This window comes from Bartonella sp. CL25QHWL (genome assembly GCF_042195335.1).
Taxonomy (GTDB): Bacteria; Pseudomonadota; Alphaproteobacteria; order Rhizobiales; family Rhizobiaceae; genus Bartonella.
This window is the reverse complement of record NZ_JBHIOE010000004.1, coordinates 94447-115619: the sequence shown is the minus strand read 5'-3', so window position 1 is coordinate 115619 and position 21173 is coordinate 94447. Positions and strand designations below refer to the sequence as shown.

16 protein-coding genes and 2 pseudogenes are annotated in these 21173 nt (G+C 35.4%); 4 read left to right on the top strand and 14 right to left on the bottom strand.

Features of this window, described 5'->3' with window-relative positions; all coding sequences use genetic code 11:
- Positions 1–216 precede the first annotated feature (216 nt).
- From ACFILY_RS03720 to ACFILY_RS03700, 5 genes and pseudogenes are all read right to left on the bottom strand, one after another.
- Positions 217–658 (bottom strand): annotated as a pseudogene (locus tag ACFILY_RS03720) (integrase); the annotation flags it as partial.
- Positions 659–992: 334 nt separating this feature from the next.
- The gene (locus ACFILY_RS03715) at positions 993–1154 is read right to left on the bottom strand and encodes a hypothetical protein (protein ID WP_375637501.1); all 162 of its coding nucleotides are present in this window, start codon (positions 1152–1154) and stop codon (positions 993–995) included.
- A 94-nt stretch (positions 1155–1248) separates the two neighbouring features.
- Positions 1249–1422 carry a hypothetical protein gene (locus tag ACFILY_RS03710; protein ID WP_375631037.1) on the bottom strand — a complete coding sequence of 58 codons (174 nt, stop codon included), beginning with the start codon at positions 1420–1422 and terminating at the stop codon, positions 1249–1251.
- A 1900-nt stretch (positions 1423–3322) separates the two neighbouring features.
- Complete coding sequence (gene lldD, locus ACFILY_RS03705; protein ID WP_273790428.1) at positions 3323–4471, bottom strand: FMN-dependent L-lactate dehydrogenase LldD; 1149 nt, start codon at positions 4469–4471, stop codon at positions 3323–3325.
- A gap of 1150 nt (positions 4472–5621) precedes the next feature.
- Complete coding sequence (locus ACFILY_RS03700; protein ID WP_375637502.1) at positions 5622–6710, bottom strand: 2'-deoxycytidine 5'-triphosphate deaminase; 1089 nt, start codon at positions 6708–6710, stop codon at positions 5622–5624.
- 237 nt (positions 6711–6947) lie between these two features.
- Here ACFILY_RS03700 and mutL point away from each other — a divergent pair, with 237 nt between their 5' ends.
- Together mutL and ACFILY_RS03690 are read left to right on the top strand one after the other, a co-directional pair.
- Entirely contained in the window at positions 6948–8816 is a 1869-nt protein-coding gene (gene mutL / locus ACFILY_RS03695; RefSeq protein WP_375637503.1) for a DNA mismatch repair endonuclease MutL, read from the top strand.
- A gap of 109 nt (positions 8817–8925) precedes the next feature.
- Complete coding sequence (locus ACFILY_RS03690; RefSeq protein WP_273787833.1) at positions 8926–9162, top strand: DUF2093 domain-containing protein; 237 nt, start codon at positions 8926–8928, stop codon at positions 9160–9162.
- Between the two features lie 19 nt (positions 9163–9181).
- Here ACFILY_RS03690 and lpxK read toward each other — a convergent pair whose 3' ends face one another.
- The 5 genes from lpxK to ACFILY_RS03665 all read right to left on the bottom strand — a co-directional run bounded on the left by lpxK (position 9182) and on the right by ACFILY_RS03665 (position 15357).
- Positions 9182–10222 carry a tetraacyldisaccharide 4'-kinase gene (gene lpxK, locus ACFILY_RS03685; RefSeq protein WP_273790425.1) on the bottom strand — a complete coding sequence of 347 codons (1041 nt, stop codon included), beginning with the start codon at positions 10220–10222 and terminating at the stop codon, positions 9182–9184.
- A complete protein-coding gene (waaA, locus tag ACFILY_RS03680; protein ID WP_375637504.1) occupies positions 10212–11534 on the bottom strand; it encodes a lipid IV(A) 3-deoxy-D-manno-octulosonic acid transferase in 1323 nt (440 codons plus the stop codon). The genes lpxK and waaA overlap by 11 nt, the downstream gene beginning before the upstream one ends.
- A 1406-nt stretch (positions 11535–12940) precedes the next feature.
- Positions 12941–13186: a DUF4170 domain-containing protein gene (locus ACFILY_RS03675; protein WP_273790423.1), complete on the bottom strand. Its 246-nt coding sequence runs from the start codon at positions 13184–13186 to the stop codon at positions 12941–12943.
- Between the two features lie 46 nt (positions 13187–13232).
- Entirely contained in the window at positions 13233–14039 is an 807-nt protein-coding gene (locus ACFILY_RS03670) for a 3'(2'),5'-bisphosphate nucleotidase CysQ (RefSeq protein WP_273790422.1), read from the bottom strand.
- The gene (locus ACFILY_RS03665; protein WP_273790421.1) at positions 14026–15357 is read right to left on the bottom strand and encodes a TldD/PmbA family protein; all 1332 of its coding nucleotides are present in this window, start codon (positions 15355–15357) and stop codon (positions 14026–14028) included. The genes ACFILY_RS03670 and ACFILY_RS03665 overlap by 14 nt, the downstream gene beginning before the upstream one ends.
- 689 nt (positions 15358–16046) lie before the next feature.
- Between ACFILY_RS03665 and ACFILY_RS03660 the strand changes: the two genes are divergently transcribed.
- Positions 16047–16193 (top strand): hypothetical protein, encoded by a 147-nt coding sequence (locus tag ACFILY_RS03660; protein WP_273790420.1) that lies wholly within the window; start codon positions 16047–16049, stop codon positions 16191–16193.
- Positions 16194–16403: 210 nt separating this feature from the next.
- Here ACFILY_RS03660 and ACFILY_RS03655 read toward each other — a convergent pair.
- From ACFILY_RS03655 to ACFILY_RS03645, 3 genes and pseudogenes are all read right to left on the bottom strand, one after another.
- Positions 16404–16748: pseudogene (locus tag ACFILY_RS03655) on the bottom strand (hypothetical protein); the annotation flags it as partial.
- 551 nt (positions 16749–17299) lie between these two features.
- Complete coding sequence (gene rsmD / locus ACFILY_RS03650; RefSeq protein ID WP_375631031.1) at positions 17300–17866, bottom strand: 16S rRNA (guanine(966)-N(2))-methyltransferase RsmD; 567 nt, start codon at positions 17864–17866, stop codon at positions 17300–17302.
- A complete protein-coding gene (locus ACFILY_RS03645) occupies positions 17847–19247 on the bottom strand; it encodes a pseudouridine synthase (RefSeq protein WP_375637505.1) in 1401 nt (466 codons plus the stop codon). Before ACFILY_RS03645 ends, rsmD begins: the two co-directional genes overlap by 20 nt.
- Before the next feature lie 270 nt (positions 19248–19517).
- On the opposite strand from ACFILY_RS03645, the gene ACFILY_RS03640 reads away from it, so the two are divergent.
- Positions 19518–19964 (top strand): nucleoside deaminase, encoded by a 447-nt coding sequence (locus ACFILY_RS03640; RefSeq protein ID WP_273790416.1) that lies wholly within the window; start codon positions 19518–19520, stop codon positions 19962–19964.
- 622 nt (positions 19965–20586) lie between these two features.
- On the opposite strand, the gene ACFILY_RS03635 is transcribed toward ACFILY_RS03640, so the two are convergent.
- Positions 20587–21078: a hypothetical protein gene (locus ACFILY_RS03635; RefSeq protein WP_375637506.1), complete on the bottom strand. Its 492-nt coding sequence runs from the start codon at positions 21076–21078 to the stop codon at positions 20587–20589.
- Positions 21079–21173: the final 95 nt, after the last annotated feature.

Sequence of the window (21173 nt, the reverse complement as noted above, 5' to 3'; positions counted from 1 at the left end):
GTTCAAAGAACTGATCATACTCAAAGGTTCTGTTTTCAACAAAAATAATATCTAGGAGCCAGCATGCTTGAAGAAAAGCAATCTACGGAACTATATAATGAATAATGGTATAGGCTTTATGTGATTTGTAAATGACGTTGCTTCAGCTTCCTAATTATAATAATGATGTTGACGATAAGGCAAATACTTTCGCACTATATCTGCTTTTTCATGCTAAAGTGGCGGGAACACATTGTGAATGATCTTGGCTGTTAATTTTTCTATAGGTAAATTTCCTATGTGGGAAATAACATGCAACTCCAGTAGAGAAAACCAACAACCATTTTTTCTTTTATTTTTTAACTTAGCTTTTTTACTTTCAAAATTGGCCTAGCAATTTCTTGGAAAATATTGCTTTGCTATTTTAAGACAATTTCTTCCTGAAATAAAATCCTTCTTTTAAAATATCACTGTAATATCTTGCAAACTCATGTACTGCTCTTAGAGAAAGTTTGTAATAGGACCGTGCCTTACATGGTGTTTATTGTGATGTGTATAACGGAAAAATTAAGAGCGCGTATTATCTTTTCGACACTCAACCACAATCTTACTTTATCACAATATTTATCTTGAGAAGGTACTTTTACAAAGATACTGATAATCTATAAATCGCCCTCACCTAATTCACCTTCTCGCTCATCCTTCCATGCATTGCCCGTCCACCTTTTAAACTACCTTCAATTTTTGATATAGAATTTTTTCTTTAATTTTTTTATTGAATCATAAAAATGATATGTCTCAATCTCACCTCTATGCATCTTTATACGCTTTGATTCTTATTTCTAAAGCCCAGACAGCCCGCATATCGCACTGTTTTTTATATTTAATATATATTTTTAGATTTATTCGTAACTTGTTAGAAAAGTTGCTATATTTTGATAGAAAATCTTCTATCAATTCACTTTTTTTAAAAGGTTCTGAAAGGATTCTTAAAAAGTCTGTAAAGTTAAAGACTATTTAATACGTATTGTTTCTTTTTTAGAAATCAAAATTGGTGATGCCCATTCCTTACCAGCAATTGTGTTATTTGCAGAGCAATCTGTATAAGATGGTGTAACCTCTTTTATGAAGTTAACTAAAGTTTTTTGAATTTCTAGCATATTGCTTAAAGACAAAAAACTCCCCTTTATTTATGCAAACAGCTTAGACATCGGCTGATAATCCTCTCGCTTATAAAAAATCCTTTCTTTATAACCTTCAGAACCACAATTAAAGTGGTAAAAGATAGAACAAGATTTTTAGACGATCATAACGCACAATAAAAATAGACCAGTTTAAATGTTCAATGCTAACACCTGCTAAACAGAGGAAAATAAGTTTTAGCACGCCTTCAAATTGTAAGGGCTTAAGCCCCCGCGCGCTACGATGGGTTTCACCTCTCATCGTACGATTTACTTTCTCTCAAAAATTTAATCGCTGTAAATATAAAAATCTTGAAGCCCGTCTAAATCCGTGAGAGTTTCTGGAGCTTGCTGTATTAAACGTTGAAACTCCTCACAGCTGCTTATCTGAAGTGCTAACATTTTTCATAAAAGGACGATAGTGGTGTTGAAACATCCCCAAAAAGTTTACGCCATAACCTGAGAGATTATTGCTGATTTCAGGGGATAGAATCAATTTCAGCTCAAAGAAAATCCCACCCATACCAACAAAAAGGTTTAGTCTACATGCCATGAGGAATGTCCTCAATAATTTTGATAATTTTTTGGTAAAATTTCTTTTGCCACCAATATCAGCTGCAACAGGTGTGGAATTAACAGGATTATAATTTTTTATCCTAAAATGTATCCATCATTTTTTACATTCTTTCATCTATCTTCGCCTTCTTTTCACAGCTTCAAGTGATAAAAAGTAACTGCAATTTAAATTATCTTGCATCGAACAAATTGCTCGCAAACTATCCCTATTGGCTAGATGACAACCCATCATCTATTTAAAGAGAGAAAAACTTTTCTTTTTTATTCAGCGATATAGTAAATATTATCCAATTACTTATGAGAGTAATTCGATCAAATGGAAACTGCTAATCTGAGTAATCTTGTACCCGTTTATATAGGTTTAGGAAAGCGTGCTGTTATGAATATTCATAAAAATGCTTTAAAAATTGATATCAGCAAAACTTCTGTTAAAAAAAGGAAAAGATGTTCTCTTACTTGCTACTGAAAAAACTGTTCAGATTTGTCTTATATTACTGAAGAGCTTCAAAAAACATGAAGTTATCCCAATAATTACAAGTGTGCCAACAATTCAACTTTGAGATAATATATCTGTGCTAGAGTTATGCCAATCTCACCAATCTGTTGTTGTCTGTGAAGAGCATAGTATCCATGGAGAAGCTTGGAGATGTAATTGTTAAATCGATTATGGAACATTCTATGCCAATTTGTATCATTATGAATACACAACGACCCCATCTGTAATAAAAATAAACTGGATATTTTTAACAAATTATGAAATAAATCTAGAACACATAAATAGTGTTAGAAATGACATACTATACAAAAAAATATTCAACTGCTTCCTAATATGTTCGCCAGTTCAAAAACATCATAAATCATTGAGTATGCAAGAAAAGCACATTAATTCACGCAGTCTTGCTCTCAGTAAACCAGCTTTTTTTAAAGATAGTACAGGTATTTTTTTCATTGCTTAAAAACGTACTCCATAAAAACAATATCATATCCTTATAATATATTATTCAATAAAATTAATATAAATAATATATATATTATAGAAAAATTATTTATATTGATCCAATTTTATTATAATTAAATGTTACAATAAATACATATTGACATTTTTAATAATTTTATTTATATATCATAATTAATATTATTCTATATTAAAATAAAACTAAATGAGGTTTATATTTTATGCTAATGTGGAAAAAGAGTGATTAATATATTATGTTTTTATATATAGGAGGGAAAAATGCTCACAGCATTATTTATATCTATTTTTTCTATATCAACAGTTGTTTTGCCTTTAATATCAGCGCTTGTTCCTTTTTATCCATAGAATGAGCTGTTAATAACGTAAATAAAAGATGTATGCAATGTTATTAGTATTTTTTTTGTGTTTATTATTATTAAGATTTTTGCGTTAATATTATTGTAGTTACTTAGTATTATTGTAGTTACTTAGTATTTTCTGTGATTTTATAGAGGAGCTTCTTGATCTTTTCTATTTAAATTTAACTATCAACATATTTGTAAAGTATATAATTATGCTCCTCTATAAAAAGACTTTCTTTTTCTAAAATAAGTATAACATATTGATTTCGTTACTTAAAAACATCTATATTTACTAAACTCTTGCGTGTAATATCTTTGATTGTCTGAGTACCGGTCAGTGTCATAGCTACCCGCATTTCATTAGCAAAAAGATCAAGGAGATGCATAACACCTTTCTTACCTGCTGCTGCAAGCGCATAAACAAAAGCACGACCAATCATAACAGCATCCGCACCTTGTGCTATCATGCGTACAACATCAAGACCAGAACGAACACCTGAGTCCACTAAAATAGTCAAATGATCCTTTACAGCATCCGCAATTGCAGGCAACGCTCGTGTTGTTGATAATACACCATCAAGCTGACGTCCGCCGTGATTAGAAACAACAATACCATCCGCACCAAATTTTACTGCTTCTCGCGCATCTTCTGGATCAAGAATACCTTTCAAAATCATTTTTCCTTTCCAAAAATCGCGAATCCATTGTAGATCATGCCAACCAATTGATGGATCAAAATTTGCACCAAGCCAACCAACGTAATCATCCAATGCAATTTTCTTTTTGAGATAAGTGGAGACATTTCCAAGATCATGAGGGCGCCCCATAACACCAACGTTCCAAGCCCAATATGGATGAGTCAAAGCTTGTAAAAAACGGCGTAAACCAGCATAAGGACCAGACATTCCCGAATGCGCATCACGATAACGTGCACCAGGAATTGGCATATCAACTGTAAAAACCAACGTGCGTACACCAGCCAACCAAGCCCGTTCTAGTGCATCACGCATGAAACCGCGATCTTTGAGAACATAAAGTTGAAACCAAAATGCATCTCCAACCGCCTCTTGTACTTCCGCAATGGGACAAACTGAAACAGAGGATAGAGTAAAAGGAATCCCTTTTGCCGCTGCGGCACGCGCTGCTTTTACTTCTCCACGACGTGCATACATGCCCGTTAGCCCAACAGGTGCAAGTACAATCGGTAAATCAAGTGTCTGATCAAAAAGCTTGATTGAAAGATCAACTTCACCAACTTGCCTTAGAATCCTTTGACGCAATGCAAGTGCTTGAAGTTCTGTACAATTACGTCGCATCGTTTCTTCAGCATAAGCCCCACCATCAATATAGTGAAAAAGAAAGGGAGGAAGACGACGCTTTGCTGCTTTACGATAATCAAGTGTTGAAGAAATAATCATTGATGGCACCATTGTTCCTAAATGAAAAAAGAAAACATCCTAAAACGCATAAAAGCGAATCCGTATACCTACCTATTCGACATCCTCCCAAAACGCTCTATTGAATAGATAAAAGCAACAGAGATTGCAACTTTCTAAAAAAACTAATTGATAAAAACAACGTCTTTATTTCTCTTATCCAAATTTAAAATCTCACAGTATGTAGTATCATTAATAACGTATCTACTCATATATCGTTCATGTGCAATTGAAATGTTATACTCTCGTTAAACCAATACCTCTTCGAAAGCGATTGCTCCGTAGCTTAATTAGTTATAATTTAAAGTCGTTTCTCCCTCCAAAGGTCCTTACATTATCAGTTATTAAGAATATAGAGTGTCATTAAGTATAAACCATAATCTCCCCCAAAAGATGAAAAAATCCTTTATTAATACTGTAAATAAAGCTGTCGCATACATCCATAAATCTTCTTATATCAATATTCAAAACTGAGACCTGTTACTTGTTCATGAAAGTTTATAAAAATATACAGTGTCTAATTCACATAAAGCATAAAAAAACTTTTAATGTTCATACTAATAGAAGCTCTTCATATTTAATTGAATAATTTTCTAGCAATATTATATCTTGAGGCTATAAATGAGTTACTAAAATTAGAACAATGTTTAAAAAAATTGTTACTAAACTGTAGTGAAAAACTTATTTATTGGCTCTTAAGGATAATTTTTATACGAAATAAAATATACTGGTCATTTAAGCTCTAGAAAAATGGCGCCAAGTGTAGCATCCAATCTCGCATATTTACTTTGAAAAGTGAATACGCTACTGTTATATTGAATTTTATTAACCTATTGATTTATTATAATAATAAATATGAATAACATATTGAATATAGTAAAATTCTTTCATTGTAGATTTTGTCATGATGAAATAACCAAAACTATTCTTTTGCACATCATAAATGGAGTTTGTATAGATAAAACCTCTTTAAAAAAGAAGTAAAAATGCCTCTCATACCCTCTCAAATACAAAACCATAACTTTGAAAACTGAAAATAAAATGCATAGTGCCGGTTTTATGAAGGATAAATTTTTCTTTTATCTAAAATACGCTTTCTGCATACATGTTATCAAAATTCGTGGTTCCCAACTCATTTAAAATGCTTGGACAACTTTAAACCCTGTGCTTGATAATGTGATCCAACATCATGTCCATAAAGGGTTGATGGCCGATTAAGCATATGCTCATAGACCAAACGGCCAATAATTTGACCATGCTCTAAGATAAAAGGAACTTCATGGCTCCGCACTTCTAAAACCGCTCTTGCTCCTTTTCCACCCGCCTCCTTATGCCCAAATCCTGGATCAAAAAAGCCTGCATAATGCACCCTAAACTCACCAACTAAAGGATCAAAAGGAGTCATTTCTGCGGCATAAAGCGGAGGCACATGAACAGACTCTCGTGAAACTAAAATGTAAAATTCATCAGGATCAAGAACCAACTCTCTCTGACCACGATCAAAAAGAGGTTCCCAAAAATCTAAAACGTGGGCAACAGCACGTTTATCAATATCAATAACACTTGTATGATGTTTACCACGATAACCTATAAGCCCGTTTTCGTCTCCCTTTAAATTAATGGAAAGACCAATACCACCAACACTAATATTAGGAAAATCATCCGATATCAGTGTTTCTTGCCTTTGCAAAGTGTGCAACTCTATTTCATTTAAATAACTTTGCCCTTTTCTAAACCGAAGCTGTGATAAATGTGAGCCTGTATGCACCAAAATTGGAAATGTGCGTGGACTAATTTCCAAATAAAGTGGACCATGATAACCAGCACAAACTTTATCAAACTCCTGAGCATTATCCGTAATGACACGTGTAAAAATATCTAATCGGCCTGTAGAACTTTTGGGATTGGCAACAGCAGATAAAAATTCTGGTAACGCTAAACTTTCCAAAAGAGGAGCAATATAAACACACCCCGTTTCCAAAACGGCTCCGTCTCGTAAGTCAAACTCATGCAACTTTAACCGTTCAAGCTTATCCAAAACTTTTGTATTAGGGCCCGGCATAAAAGAAGCACGTATACGATAAGCCTTCTCCCCTAAACGAAGATCAAGGCTTGCTGGTTGTATTTGAGATCTATCAAATGGATACTGAGCCTTGAGAACGTTATTCTCAATCAAAGCTTGTATATCACTATCTGCTAAAATACCGCTTATACGCGCCATATATATTGCCTTCCCTTTTTACATTGTTTCTTTTTTGACCTAGATGATAAATCGGTGCAAGCTATTTTAAAGTGATAAAAACTATTTCTATGTTTTTTCCAACTGATTTGTTAACATAAAATAAAATAGGAGGTATTGTAAAAATAATACCTCTCAGCTCTCTTGTTCTTGAATGTCGCGCAAATGATGTTATCATAATTTTCTATAGAACCCTTAAGATTCCTGTTAGAATTTATTATGATTATACGCCATCTTAGCGAAAATATTATTAATCAAATCGCCGCCGGTGAAGTTATTGAACGACCAGCAAATGTTGTCAAAGAACTTGTTGAAAACGCTATTGATGCTGGTGCAACACGCATTGAAATTATTACAGCAAATGGTGGAAAAAATTTTATAAAGGTGAGTGATAATGGTTATGGAATTCCTGCAGATCAGTTAACTTTAGCAGTTTCTCGCCATTGTACCTCAAAGATTACCGATGACGTACACAATATCTGCTTCCTTGGATTTAGAGGAGAAGCCCTCCCTTCTATTGGTTCTGTTGCTAAACTTAAACTCATTTCACGAACAAAAGATGCTGAGAGCGCTGCTGAAATTTCCGTTACTGCAGGAAAAATTGTAGGACCCAAACCAGCTGCTGCAAATCTTGGAACAATTGTTGAAGTTCGTGATCTTTTCTTTGTCACGCCGGCACGATTAAAATTTATGAAAACTGATCGGGCTGAAACAAATGCTATTAGCGATATGATTAAGCGAATTGCTATTGCATTTCCACATATCCGCTTTTCTCTTTCAGGATTAGACAGAACATCTATGGAACTGTCTGCTACAGAAAATAATATTCAAGGACAATTACAACGTATTACGCAAATTATGGGAAAAGAATTTGCCCCTAATAGCATTGCGCTGAATGCTGAACGCGAAGGGGTGCGCTTAACAGGTTTTGCCTGTTTACCATCTTTCAACCGAAATAACAGCCTTCATCAATTTGCTTATGTTAATGGGCGTCCCGTGCGTGACAAGTTTCTATGGGGCGCTATCCGAGGTGCTTATGCTGATGTCATGACACGAGATCGTTATCCTGTCGCTATTCTTTTTATTGATCTCCCACCTGCTGAGGTAGATGTTAATGTTCACCCAGCCAAAGCTGATGTACGATTCCGTGATCCGGGATTAATTCGTGGTTTGATTGTTGGAGCTATTCGTGAAGCATTGCAGCAATCTGGTATTCGTCCTACCTCAACCCGTTCTGAAGCAATGCTTGCTGCATTTCAAACACAACAATCATTGGCACAACAATCATTGGCACAACAACCATTAGGCAATTTTAAGAACACGCACCTGTCCTCTTCTTACAGTTCACAGCCTCATCATTTTACCAGCGCTTCAATGGTCCAAAAACCATTGGATAGTACTAGCTCTTTTGATTTAAAAGAAGATGCCGCTCCTATTATGGAGGGCTTAAATATACCAAGTGGGGATGCATACATTCCAAGCACTACATCTTCATCAGAAGAGTTATCTTATCCATTAGGAGCGGCCAGAGCACAAATCCATAAAAACTATATTATCGCCCAAACACAAGATAGTTTGATCATTGTCGATCAGCATGCAGCTCACGAACGATTGGTTTATGAAGCACTCAAAAATGCACTTTATTCCAAACCACTTCCTTCACAGTTATTACTTATTCCTGAAATTGTAGAACTCTCTGAAGAGGATGCAACATGTCTTTTAACGCATAAAGATGCTTTGCAAAAATTTGGATTAGGAATAGAATCATTTGGACCAGGAGCAATTGTTGTGCGTGAAACACCTTCCATGTTAGGAGAGATCAACGTCCAAGCCCTTATTAAAGATCTCGCAGATGAGGCCGCTGAGTATGATACAACAAATAATTTAAAAGAAATGCTTGATTATGTTGCAGCAACGATGGCCTGTCACGGCTCAATACGGTCAGGGCGCCTTTTACGCCCCGAAGAAATGAACACACTATTACGGCAAATGGAGGCAATACCTAATACAAGTACATGTAATCATGGACGCCCTACTTATATTGAACTCAAATTGGCAGATATAGAACGGCTTTTTGGCAGAAAATAAACTCTTCATCATTTTGACAAGAAAAATATTTTTAAATTAACTCTCGACTTTATAATATATTTTATGGCACTTTTCTTGAATCTCTTGTATCAAGCAAAAAGGAGTTATAATGTTTTCCGATAGTGAACGCGAAGCAAAAATTCATTATTCTAATAACGGATATGACATTATAGAATATGGTACCTATACTATTTGTGCTGTTAGCGGGCAAAAAATCCCTATAGATGATTTAAAATATTGGAATCATCACCGCCAAGAAGCATATGCTAGTTGTGAAATCTCCTATCAACGTGAACTTGAGTGCAACCCATATCTCAAGCAATTGTTAAAAACAAAAGAAAAATAACCCTTTGAAAGCTATAAATTTAGCCTTTGCCTTTTAGACAAGAAAACTCAAGGGAACGTTTTCTAAAGCGGGTCATGACCTCCTCAAGAACCATGCGACAGAAGTCTTTTTGAACAAAATCGACATTCACATCAAAGACAATAAGATTTTTCAAATCTTTTTGCGTGTGAATTGTCTGTATACGGGTATAATCTTTAGCTGTTGTTGCGAGCCATAAATTGTGCATTTTAGCCTTTTGTATAAGGCTTTTTAAATTTTCATCTGTGAAAAAATAGTGGTCTGGATATATGTAAGTTTGCACCACATGACCAGACAATTCTTTAATAGATTTAAAAAATTTATCTGGATTGCCAATACCGGCAAATGCCAAAAATGATTTTCCTGAAACCTCATCAGAAGCACTGGCTTTAAGATGAGCACGATATAAAGGCTTTCCAGTACGCGAAACAAGAAAAGCAACATTATCAGGCACATCGGAGTGACCAATCAATAAAACACTATCCATAAAAGAAAACTGCGTTTTTAATGGTACGCGCAAAGGTCCTGCTGGAAAGACAGCTCCATTACCAAAACCGCGCATCGCATCAACAACGAGTAACGCATAATCCATATAAAGACGGCGACTTTGAAATCCATCATCCATTAAAATAAGATTACATCCCTCTTGCTTAAGCCGTTGCGCCGCTGCATAACGATTAGGTGATACAGCTACAAAAGCATGCCGTGCAAGTAAAAGTGCCTCATCTCCAACATTGTGTGGAGTATCATATTTCTCATTTACAAGATGTACCCCTTTAACTGATCCACCATAACCACGAGATACAATACCAGGTACAAAACCAAGTTCTTTAGCCACCTTGGTAAAAGCAATAACAACCGGCGTTTTACCCGCACCACCACATGTAAAATTTCCAATACACAAAACAGGCAGATTAATCACGGGAGGCTGTCTTGCCATAAAACGACTTGAAAAATAACCATACCCCCATGAAACTGGGGCTAATACAAAACGCAAAAAGCTTTTATTTTTCCACCAAAAATGGGGGGCGCTAATATGCATATCTACCCTGACGCTGACGTAAACCTGTTTGTATTACAAGGGGTTGTAAAAATGGATCTAAAATCTTTAATGTGCGCTCAAGTGCACCTGCCATACCTGTCGCCACTTCATGAGCCTTATCAACCATTTCTTGTCGCAATGTTTCATTTGTTAAAAGCTTATACACCTGAATAGCAAGCTGCTTTGTATCTTGAACCATATATGCTGCATCATGCGTTAGAAATTGTTTGAACATCTCTTGAAAATTTGAAACATGGGGCCCTGTCAAAATAGCGGAACCAAGTAAAGCCAATTCCAATGGATTGTGTCCACCATTTCCACATAACGATTTACCAACGAAAGAAACTTTCGATAAGCGAAGAAAAAGCCCCATTTCTCCAATGGTATCTCCCCATAAAATATCGGTATTCATGTTTGGAACAGCATCTCTACTCCTACGAATAAAACTTAACCCCTTATTATCGCATTTTCTGATAAGATCTTCTGAACGTTCAGGATGACGAGGCACAATAATTGTCAATAAATCTGGCAAATAATTTTTAACAATCTTATGGACCTCAAAAGCAATCTCCTCTTCCCCTTCATGCGTTGAAACAGCTGCCCAAACTGGGCGATTGCCGATAGCATTACGATAACGTGCAAGCAATGCTTGATTTTCAACCAGAAAAACATCAGCCTTGAGATTACCAGAAAACGTAACAGATTTTACGCCAAGTTTATGGTAATAAGCTACATCTCTTTCGTTTTGACCAATCGCCAAATCAATATCCTTAAAAATATGTTTGGCAAGAACGCGTCGTTTTTGCCAAGCTTTAAAAGAACGTTCAGACATATGGGCATTAACCAAAATCTGCGGAATACGCATTTTTGCAAGTTCTTTAATACGAAGGGGCCAAATTTCTGATTCACAAATCAAGACGAGATCAGGCTTCCAATGACTAATAAAACGGCGCACTGCAAAATCTAAATCCAAAGGAGCATATTGATGAATCAACCTATTACCAAAATGTTTTTTCACAAGAGTAGAAGAGGTCACAGTCCCTGTTGTCATTAATACATTGATTTTCAATGATAAAATATAATTTACAAGTGGAAAAAGTGCAAGTGTTTCTCCAACACTTGCTGCATGCAACCAAACTAATGAACCTTGGGGGCGTACATGAGAACTTTTACCTAAACGCTCTTTTTTGCGACACCACTCTTCTTTTCCACGAATAGCACGAAAGAACAAATAAAAAGGAATAACAGGACATAAGCAAAAACCAATTATCCGATAGCTTAAAAGAGCCGTATGTGCCTTTAATTCTACCATTTAAAATCACCTCATCCAGCTATTTTAAGATATCTATATGCTTATTTTGTTAAAAAATTCATCAACACTAGTGGTTGCTTCCGTATTTTTTTAATATCATCCATATCTTAAATAAAAAACGCTTAATCCATGAGAAAATTCAATACATAAAGGACAAAAAATGCAATTTTATCACCATATTTTTTTTAAAACTTTCCGATAAAAATAACATATACACATTATTTAAATCTCTTTTAATGAAATTTTATCACTTCATTCTGCCCCCTATAAAAATCTTACTCAAAAATAACAAAACTATTTTTCAATCAATTATAATTTTGAAAATATAAATGATAAATACCATACAACCTATGACATATTTTTTCAGCTCACTGAATAAATACTTCTTATAATTTTAGTGAGGCTTTGAATTGTACACGTTGGTATTTTAGAGAAAAAACTTATTTTTACATATGTTAGGTATTGTCAGTTTTTCAAAAAATAATCCATATAGACATTACAACCTAATATAAATAAAATATGTTTAAAAGGAAGCTCAATCTCTATTATTTCATTTCAATAAAATGAATATGTCAAACAAATCTTTTAAAAAAACTTTTGAATGGTATAGAGTTCTCATTTTAAATCGTGATATCATCTCTTAAAGGTAATCCAGAAAAATCTAATCTTGTTTAATAGAGAATTTCTTAAAAGTCTTACAGCAATTTAAATAAGAGTTTTCAAAATTTTAAATCCTCTCTTTTCAGGAGGTTGCATGATATCTTATTCCTTTTAAGATTGTATATAATCAACACAAAATGACTAACTTATAGATTGTAGTTTTAAACGAGTACTCAAGAAGCCCTTATGAGGTAAGTTAACTTTATAAATCTATTCAGTTTCTCTAAGTTTCTAATTTTGGTAAGTTTCTAACAACTTTCATGGTTTCTAAGCTTATAGTAATAACTCGTTGAAAAAATTCCAATGGATAAGTAGGGAGTGCTAATAATCTCAATAGAGTAGTAATTCGTATCATTAATAATGCTACTCTTTGTATTAATCTTAACGCATTAATGTCTCATACCCATTCAAGAGCAGAGCAACTATTCACAATATAATCATAAACTTCGAGTGATCGCTGTCATGATAATATTGCTGTTGCAAATAGGTTGATAGAACTGTCTTGCATTTTTATTAAGCGCAAAGATGGTGGTGCAACAATGGATTTTATACCTTGCACGAACACTATTATGAAATGGGTTTGGGTGCCTTGAGAGATGTTTTTTTAAGAAAACATATGAATTTTAAACAACAAGCATATTCTTTTTTACGACGTTCTATTTTACTCGAAGAAAGTACCTATGAAAAGGACGACTAAACAAAAGCGTGCAGCAATCTACAGGCTATAATAACCAAATATTCAAGCTTTATTCTGCATCGCCTAACTCAGCATCAAGAAACTGATGCAAATCTACAATGTAATAACGTTGTAATGCATTATCTACACTGCTTTGCGCTTTTGCCTGCCATGCTTCTTGAGCGGATTTATAATCTGAGAAAATACCAACCACATCTAAATCATCGGGATTCTTGAATTGATTACTGTTAAGATTTTTTAATTCCCCACCAAATACAAGATGTAAATATTGTTTTTTTTCGTTGGTTTCAGTCATATGTGCCTCTATATTATTTAGATTATTTTAGCATGCTTTTACGTGATTAAACTAACTTTGTTTGACGAACAACATCTATCATATCTTGACAGCAATTATTTTTACCAGCAATTAAAAGTCCATATTGGTAAGGTTCAATTCCATAAGATAGTAAAGAGGCATCAAGCGATAAAAAACACCCTCCACACTCCTGCAAAATAAGATCAGCAGCGGCAATATCCCATTCATGACAATTTGGACGAACTAATACGATATCAATTTCATCTTGAGCAACAAGAACAATACGATAAGCAAGAGAAGGAAGATAATGGTAAAGACTAACTTGATTGAGGAAATCATCTGGTAATTTTTGTGCGAGCGATTTATCAAGTGAAATTTTATATTTTCGATGAACCTGAAAGGCTAAACGAGGAAGTTTTATCCCATTTAATGTTGCCCCTCCACCCGTTACAGCTGTATAAACATCTCCTTGAGCCGGACATTGTAGTACGCCCACAATAGGACGCCCATTCTCAATAATGGCAACCGAAATACACCAATAAGGACTGCCAGAAAGAAAACCACGCGTTCCATCAATAGGATCAACAACAAAAGAGCGCTCATAATAATCTTGTTTTTCTCGATTATCTTTTGTTTCTTCTGAAATCCATCCATAATTTGGACGAGCTCCAAGAAGCTTCTCTTTCAAGAAATGATCAACAGCAAAATCTGCTTCACTGACCGGGGAATTACCTTCTTTAATCCAGACATCCAACGTGCATCCAAAATACCGCATTGCTAAATCTCCTGCCTCTCGACAAACGTCACGCAAAAGATTTAAATCAGAAGAATGATGCGTATTATTTTCCTGCAAGTGTCATCCCTTCAATTAATAATGTTGGAGCTGCTGTACCATAACGCCGATCAATATCATTGGCAGGTGTTAAATGTGCTAACATATGAAGCAAATCAGAGCCTAGCGTTACTTCACTCACCGGATAAGCAATTTCACCATTTTCAATCCAAAAACCGGAAGCCCCACGACTATACTGACCAGTAATAAAATCAATGCCATGACCGAATAATTCGGTCACATAAAATCCATTTCGCAAATCTTTTATCATATCGCAAGGCGATACTAAACCCGGTTCAATAGCAAAATTTGTACTGGTCGGCTGCACTAATGATGCTGAACGCACACCATGTCCATTTGTTTTAAGTCCCAGTTCACGTGCTGTAGATGATGAAAGAAGCCAATTTTTTAAAATACCATTTTCAATAATATTGAGTGTTTGTCCCTCTACCCCTTCTCCATCAAAAGGATGAGAAGCATTTCCACGTAATCGCAAAGGTTGATCGGTTACATTAACATTAGGCTTCATCACTTCCTTACCTAGGAAATTCTGTAAAAGACTCGTTTTTCGAGCCACAGAGGCTCCATTAACCATAGATGCGATATGCCCTGCAATTCCACGAGCCGTACGCGGATTAAAAATAACATCAACGCCCCCAGTTGCCGCACGAACTGCACCCAAACGTCGAACTGCACCAAGCCCTGCATTCTTTCCCACAGTTTCTGCTGCCTCTAAATCAGAAAAATGTAAGGCTGTTGTATAATCATAATCCCGCTCCATCTGTGTTCCTTCACCTGCAAGAGCACTACAAGAACGTGAAAAACAACTTGAGCGATAGGCTCCACAAAAACCATCGCTGGTCACAAGAATAAACCCACTACGGCCATAAGCTGTTGCAGCGCCACCAGAATTGCTTACACCTTTAATATCAAGAGCTGCTGCCTCTGTTTTTAAAGCATCTTCTGTTAAAAAATGACTGCTAGGTACAAAATCATCAAAAAGATCAAGATCTTTAGGATGCTTAACCAAACACTCTTTATCTGCCAAACCTTCAAATAAACTATCGGGAGAAGCTTTAGCCATCGCAACAGCACGTTCCGCAAGTTCTTGCGGATAAGATCCTAAATTAGCAGAAACACTTGCTACTTTTTTTCCAACAAAAACCCTTAGAGTAAAATCATTGCTCTCTGCTGCTTCTGTCGATTCAACTTTCCCAAAACGAACTGATACACTGGTAGAATGAGCATGAACAATAACAGCATCAGCAGCATCTGCCCCAGAACGCCTTGCTGCTTCAACCAGCGAAACTGCTTTCTCAATCTGGTTTTTGTCAGTCATCATAGACTCCCTAAAATATTTTATTATTTACATTGATAAGCATTCTGACAAATTTATACAAATCAGAATATAACTCTTGTGTGTTTATTCATAAGATTATGCATATTTCATGCATTCTTTTTTTTAATGCATTAAATCATTTCCCTTTTAGCTTCTTTATGAAAAGACGTAATATGCTGTATATGCCGTAAAATCTCTTTAGTTTCAAGATTTCTCATGGGCCCTTATCATTTTAGATAATCCAATCTGTACTGACAATCAAATCAACCGAAAATTTGGCAATTAACAAAAGGCCTAACAATAACATTTGAATTTAAGCCAAAATCCTCAAAAATTCGAAAAGTATAAAATGACTTAAGTCACAAGCCTTATGTCCTCTGGATAGTCAAATAACTTCCTTCATTCCTATAGCATTCTTTAATTTCCAAGCAAGAATCAAGAAAATGCCTTATATTTGTGTATACTTCTTCGCTTCTATAAACTCTCTCATAATAAGATGGCAATCTTGTAAACAAAAAAACACTTTGATTTATAATCATAATTGATCATTTTGTAATTTGCATAAAAGAATCAAATATCATTAAATTTTCTCCGTTTCGAACCTATTCATGTTGAATCAATCACAACTATTTGCGAGCATATCATCAGTAAGGGGCGTATGAATAAAAACTATTTAAGAAGGAGTCAAAATGTCTTTTATGAATGCTCTCAAATCAAAAACTATCGCAACATTAGAAACTGGCAAATATCATGACAATATCAACCTACAGATTCACAAGAGCAGAAATAAGCTTCTACAACTTTCTTTATTTTCAGTAAAAATGCGCGCCTTATAAGCTTTTATATATTGAATAAAATTCAATGGCTTTTATAAGATCTTTGGTGCAAAATTAATTTTCTCAGATGATTTGACACGATTTCAACGACTAACTAAAAAACAGATCATAGCTCATCGATTTGCTATATACTCATAACTGATTTCATTCTAACAAGGCTAAGATTTCTGCACCTTTTTTAAGGTATTAACTTCTTTATAAATGCCCCCCTTACGAGATGCTTTTGTTTTCAGTAAGAGCACGTCTGCTCATTTCAATCATTGCATCGCGAAGATGTAACTTAATTTTTGACCCAATAATCATTCCAAAGAAAGGAGAAAATAAACCAGACATGGTTACAGTATGACGAATTTTGTTATTTGAAGAACCCGATTTTGTTGAACAAATATATTCATGATCAAAACTCATACGTGTAAAAGGAAGTTTAGCATAATCAGAAAAACAAACATTTTTTATAACTTTATCAAGTGTAAAAGTTACTGTAGGTCCCTTTTTAGGTTTCATGCGTCCTATAGCACCTTCTTTGAAAGGACCAGAAAGTTCTACCCACTCAAGTTAAACACGATAATCTCCCCTTTTTTACAAATTACTTATCTTTAGTGATAAAGAATAATATAAAAAAGTATCCTTAAAGCTGCACAACGATAAGATAATTAATACTCTCAGATTTACTTAATATGTAATGATTAACTCAACAAGCGATATTACTAAACTAAACACACAAATATTCAGGATAAATGAACAATATTTTCAATACTAAACAAAATATCTTTTTTAAGTTTAGACAATAGCAAAAATAGAAGTTACGCATCATATAAGATATCAATGCAGACTGCATAGCTTAAAGCTTTCAACTGCTGATGAAATGTGATGATTAAGGTATGGCAGAAAGAAATTAGATAAAAAAGATCATAACTATTATCGAGGAATATATATCCTATTGGAGAAAAAACATCCTTCTGTATTAAAGCTAATCAAAATTCATCAATTCCTTTAACATTAGAATCTTTTATTGATTTTCTGCTTAACCTTTTAAAAACCATATAAAATGAAGAAAACTGTGAAGAAGCATTTTTTCATCCTATCGGATAAAAACAAGAACTTTCTCAAGATGTAAGCGATCGTAATTTATAGAGACGTATTGCTGTCTCACCATAAAACCGCTCATCATCTAAATAAAAGACATCAGGTAAATGAATCATTGTATCTTTCTTTTCTTCAAGTATGAAGAGTGTATCAGCTTTTGCCCACCCCCCTCGCAAAGCTTCTACGAAAGCACGTTCACCTAAACAACGGCTATAGGGAGGATCAGCGCAGATAACATCAAATGGCAGCATTGTGCCAATATTGCCAAGTTTGGTCGCATCACGACGCAAAATCCGTCCTATCGACTGTAATTCAAAGGCTTCTATATTTTTTTGAAGCAACCCACGCCCCTCAACCGAGTTTTCAACAAAAACAGCCGCCTTTGCTCCACGCGAAAGTGCTTCGATGCCTAAAGCACCAGTACCAGCAAAAAGATCAAGAATGCGTTTATTGATCCAAAATTCTTCTTCACGGCTAGAAAGAATATTAAAAAGGCTTTCACGTGTACGATCACTCGTTGGGCGAATCGACTGATTAACAGGCGAAAACAAAACACGCCCAGCAAATTTACCGCCTATGATCCGCACGTGGACCTCCAAATCGCTTAGAAGTTTTTGCAGCGTCCCTATGTGGTTTAGATTTTTTCATAGCACCACCAAACGATTTTACCTTTTTCTTTCTCTCAAAAGAATGTTCATCATGATCACCTTTTATCATTTTCTCTTTATCCTTTAAAAAGCGATCTTTCTTACCAAAGGGATGCGTCTCGTCATAAGATGTTTTTCCACGTTTTTGAACAAAACTTTTCCTCTTCTCTTTGTGTGACGGACTTTCTTTTAGTTTTTCCTTGCCTCGATGAAAGGACTTTCTACCATCCAAATCGCTCTTATGATCATGCGATTTCTCCTCACTATAGGAAGGCTTTCTACGTGCACTTTGCGGACGTGCACCAGGAGCCATCCAAACATTAGCACGGCGAGAACGCGGTAAAAAACGCTCTGCTTTTCCTTCTTCACTTTTCTCCTTCTTTATATTTTCATGAGACTTTGTACTTAATTGCGCGCGACTATGTTCAACAGAACCATCTCTTGGTCGGCGCCGTATCGCCCTTTCACTTGAGAAAACCCAACCATCATTTGCAACAGAAAGATCTTTCTGGCTTTGCTTTTCTGCAACAACTGCAGAATTTGAAAAGGGTTTCAGAATAGGAGCATCAAAATCTGCATTGGCTTGCATAATCAAACGCTCCCCCAACTGATCTCGTAACATCCGCCCTTTTAACTCTTGCACGGCTCCTTCTTCTAAATCAGAGAGATGAAATGGACCATAGGATACACGGATTAATCGATTAACTGATAATCCCAATGCCCCTAAAACATTCTTTATTTCACGATTTTTTCCTTCACGCAACGCAACAGAAAGCCATATATTCGACCCTTGTTCACGTTCAATTGATGCTTCAATCGAACCATAAAAAATACCATTAATCGCAATACCATTTTTAAGGTTATCCAGCGCACTCTGTTTTACTCTTCCATGAGCACGGACGCGATATTTGCGGACCCATCCTGTTACAGGAAGCTCTAATACACGCGCTAAGCCACCATCATTGGTTAAAAGCAAAAGACCTTCCGTGTTAATGTCAAGCCTTCCAACAGAAAGAACACGCGGCATTCCTTTTGGTAAGTTACTAAATACTGTAGGTCTGCCTTCAGGATCACGGTTCGTGGTGACAAGACCTGCTGGCTTATGGTAAAGCCATAAACGCGTTCGTTCTATAGGAGGTAAAGGTTTGCCATCAACTTTAATAACATCAGAGCGGCTAACATTACAAGCAGGCGTTGTCACGACTTTACCATTCACAGAAATACGACCTGCAACAATCATCATTTCTGCATCTCGACGCGAAGCAATACCAGCACGCGCTAACCTTTTAGCAATTCGTTCACTCTCATTATTTTCATTCATTTGCGTTTCAAACCAATCTTTGCAAGTATGTTCAGAAAATTATTCACATGCACCATACCGCTTATCCTGAAAAATGAAGTAGCATAATCATTTATCATTTTCTATCCTTTAACGACAATAATGTATCTGCCGACTTGCAAGTTTGTTTTAAACTCTTAAAAAAAATAGAGGTATTCTTTTCATTATAAAAGCGTAATAAATTATTCATTCTATAGCATTCCTTATCGAGATAACCTTTAGATTTTCTATACCTTCAGTAGAAAGAATATTATGACTTTGACGCCCATGGAAATAGCCCTTTTAGAAGCACAAGAGGCTGCAAAAAAAGATGAAGTTCCCGTAGGTGCTGTCATTACACGTGGAAAAGCTATCATTGCACGCGCTGGTAACTTTATAAAATCTGCATATGACCCTACAGGACACGCAGAAATACGCGCAATCCGTATGGCTTGCGAAACATTGCAAAACGAAAGGCTTCCTGATTGCGATCTTTATGTAACACTTGAGCCTTGTGCTATGTGTGCTGCTGCCATTTCATTTGCACGCATACGTCGTCTCTATTACGCAACAAATGATCCCAAAGGGGGTGCTATAGAAAATGGTCCACGTTTTTATCAGCAACCAACCTGTCATCACAAACCTGAGATTTATTCTGGTTTTAAAGAAAAAGAAGCTGCTCAATTACTTAAAGATTTTTTTGTACAAAAGCGATACTAAAAACAATTCTTCTTCCATAACTTTCACTCTTAAAAAACTATTAATTCTTCTGACATATGTAGTAAAAGCTATTTCGAAGCATTTTTCTCTCTTTTAATCATGCATATTGCTTCTATTAGATGATACATTCATTCATAAGAATAATTCATTATTTTGTATAATAAAATATAAATTCCAACATATCGTAGATATACTCTCTTTCAAATTACATTGAAGCAATAAAAATCACTTTCTTGCACATCATAAGCGAGATTATCGTCTGTATAAAGAACGTTTTACAAAAGACTAAAAATGTCTCTTATGAAGGCCCTCAAATGCAAGAATTGTCGCAACTGGAGTCTGGAAAATAAAATGATGGTATCAGCTTTCTCCTTCCTAAGCATCAAGATAGTGGAGCACAATAGATTTTACGTTATACTATCCACATGAACGATGTTGCAAAATGAACTTGAGAAATATTTCTTGTTAGGAAATGCATAAGGACTCTCTCGATGCTGTTGTCATATTGCTATTTCATGAGAATAACATCCCTCCTCCAACAGCATTATAACTGTGCGTGAATGAGAGCTTAGTATCATAAGTAATTGGAAAAATACTTTACTTTAAATATTTTGTCTTTCCCTTATCGACCAATAGGTGCGGTTTTTACCGGTTGGCGATAACTTAAAGGTGGTTCAGTGAGATAGCGACGGTATTTTGAACTTCCAACTTGTGCTCTCTGACGACGTAAATATTCCTGTCGTTGCTTCGCATTCAACTGTGAAGGGTTTTCTGAACCAGCGCCATTAACTGACGATCCTTTATGAGGAAAAGGAGTATTTCCTTGATGCTTCTTCGATGCTGCCATTTCATTGACAGATCTATCTTGTTGTGGTACCGGCAAAAATCTGCGTGAACTAGGGCTTGGTATTACAAGTTTTGGATGAGGTTTCATAACAATCTGGCTGCTATTATTTGTTGGTGTTAATGAAGTAATATTAGCAACATCTTCAAAAAACTGTATCGAAACCGGTTTATTGGTACCATAGGTAGGAGCGGATAAATTGCATCCCGTTAGAACAAAGCACATCCCTAAAATTCCTATTGGAAATATTTTTATTTCACGTTTTCTCACTGCCTATTCCATTTCCTAAGTATATGGCTGATTAATATTCCCGTTATTTATGAGAGAACGGTCCATACACAAATTTCCCCCCTGCAGAAAAAACA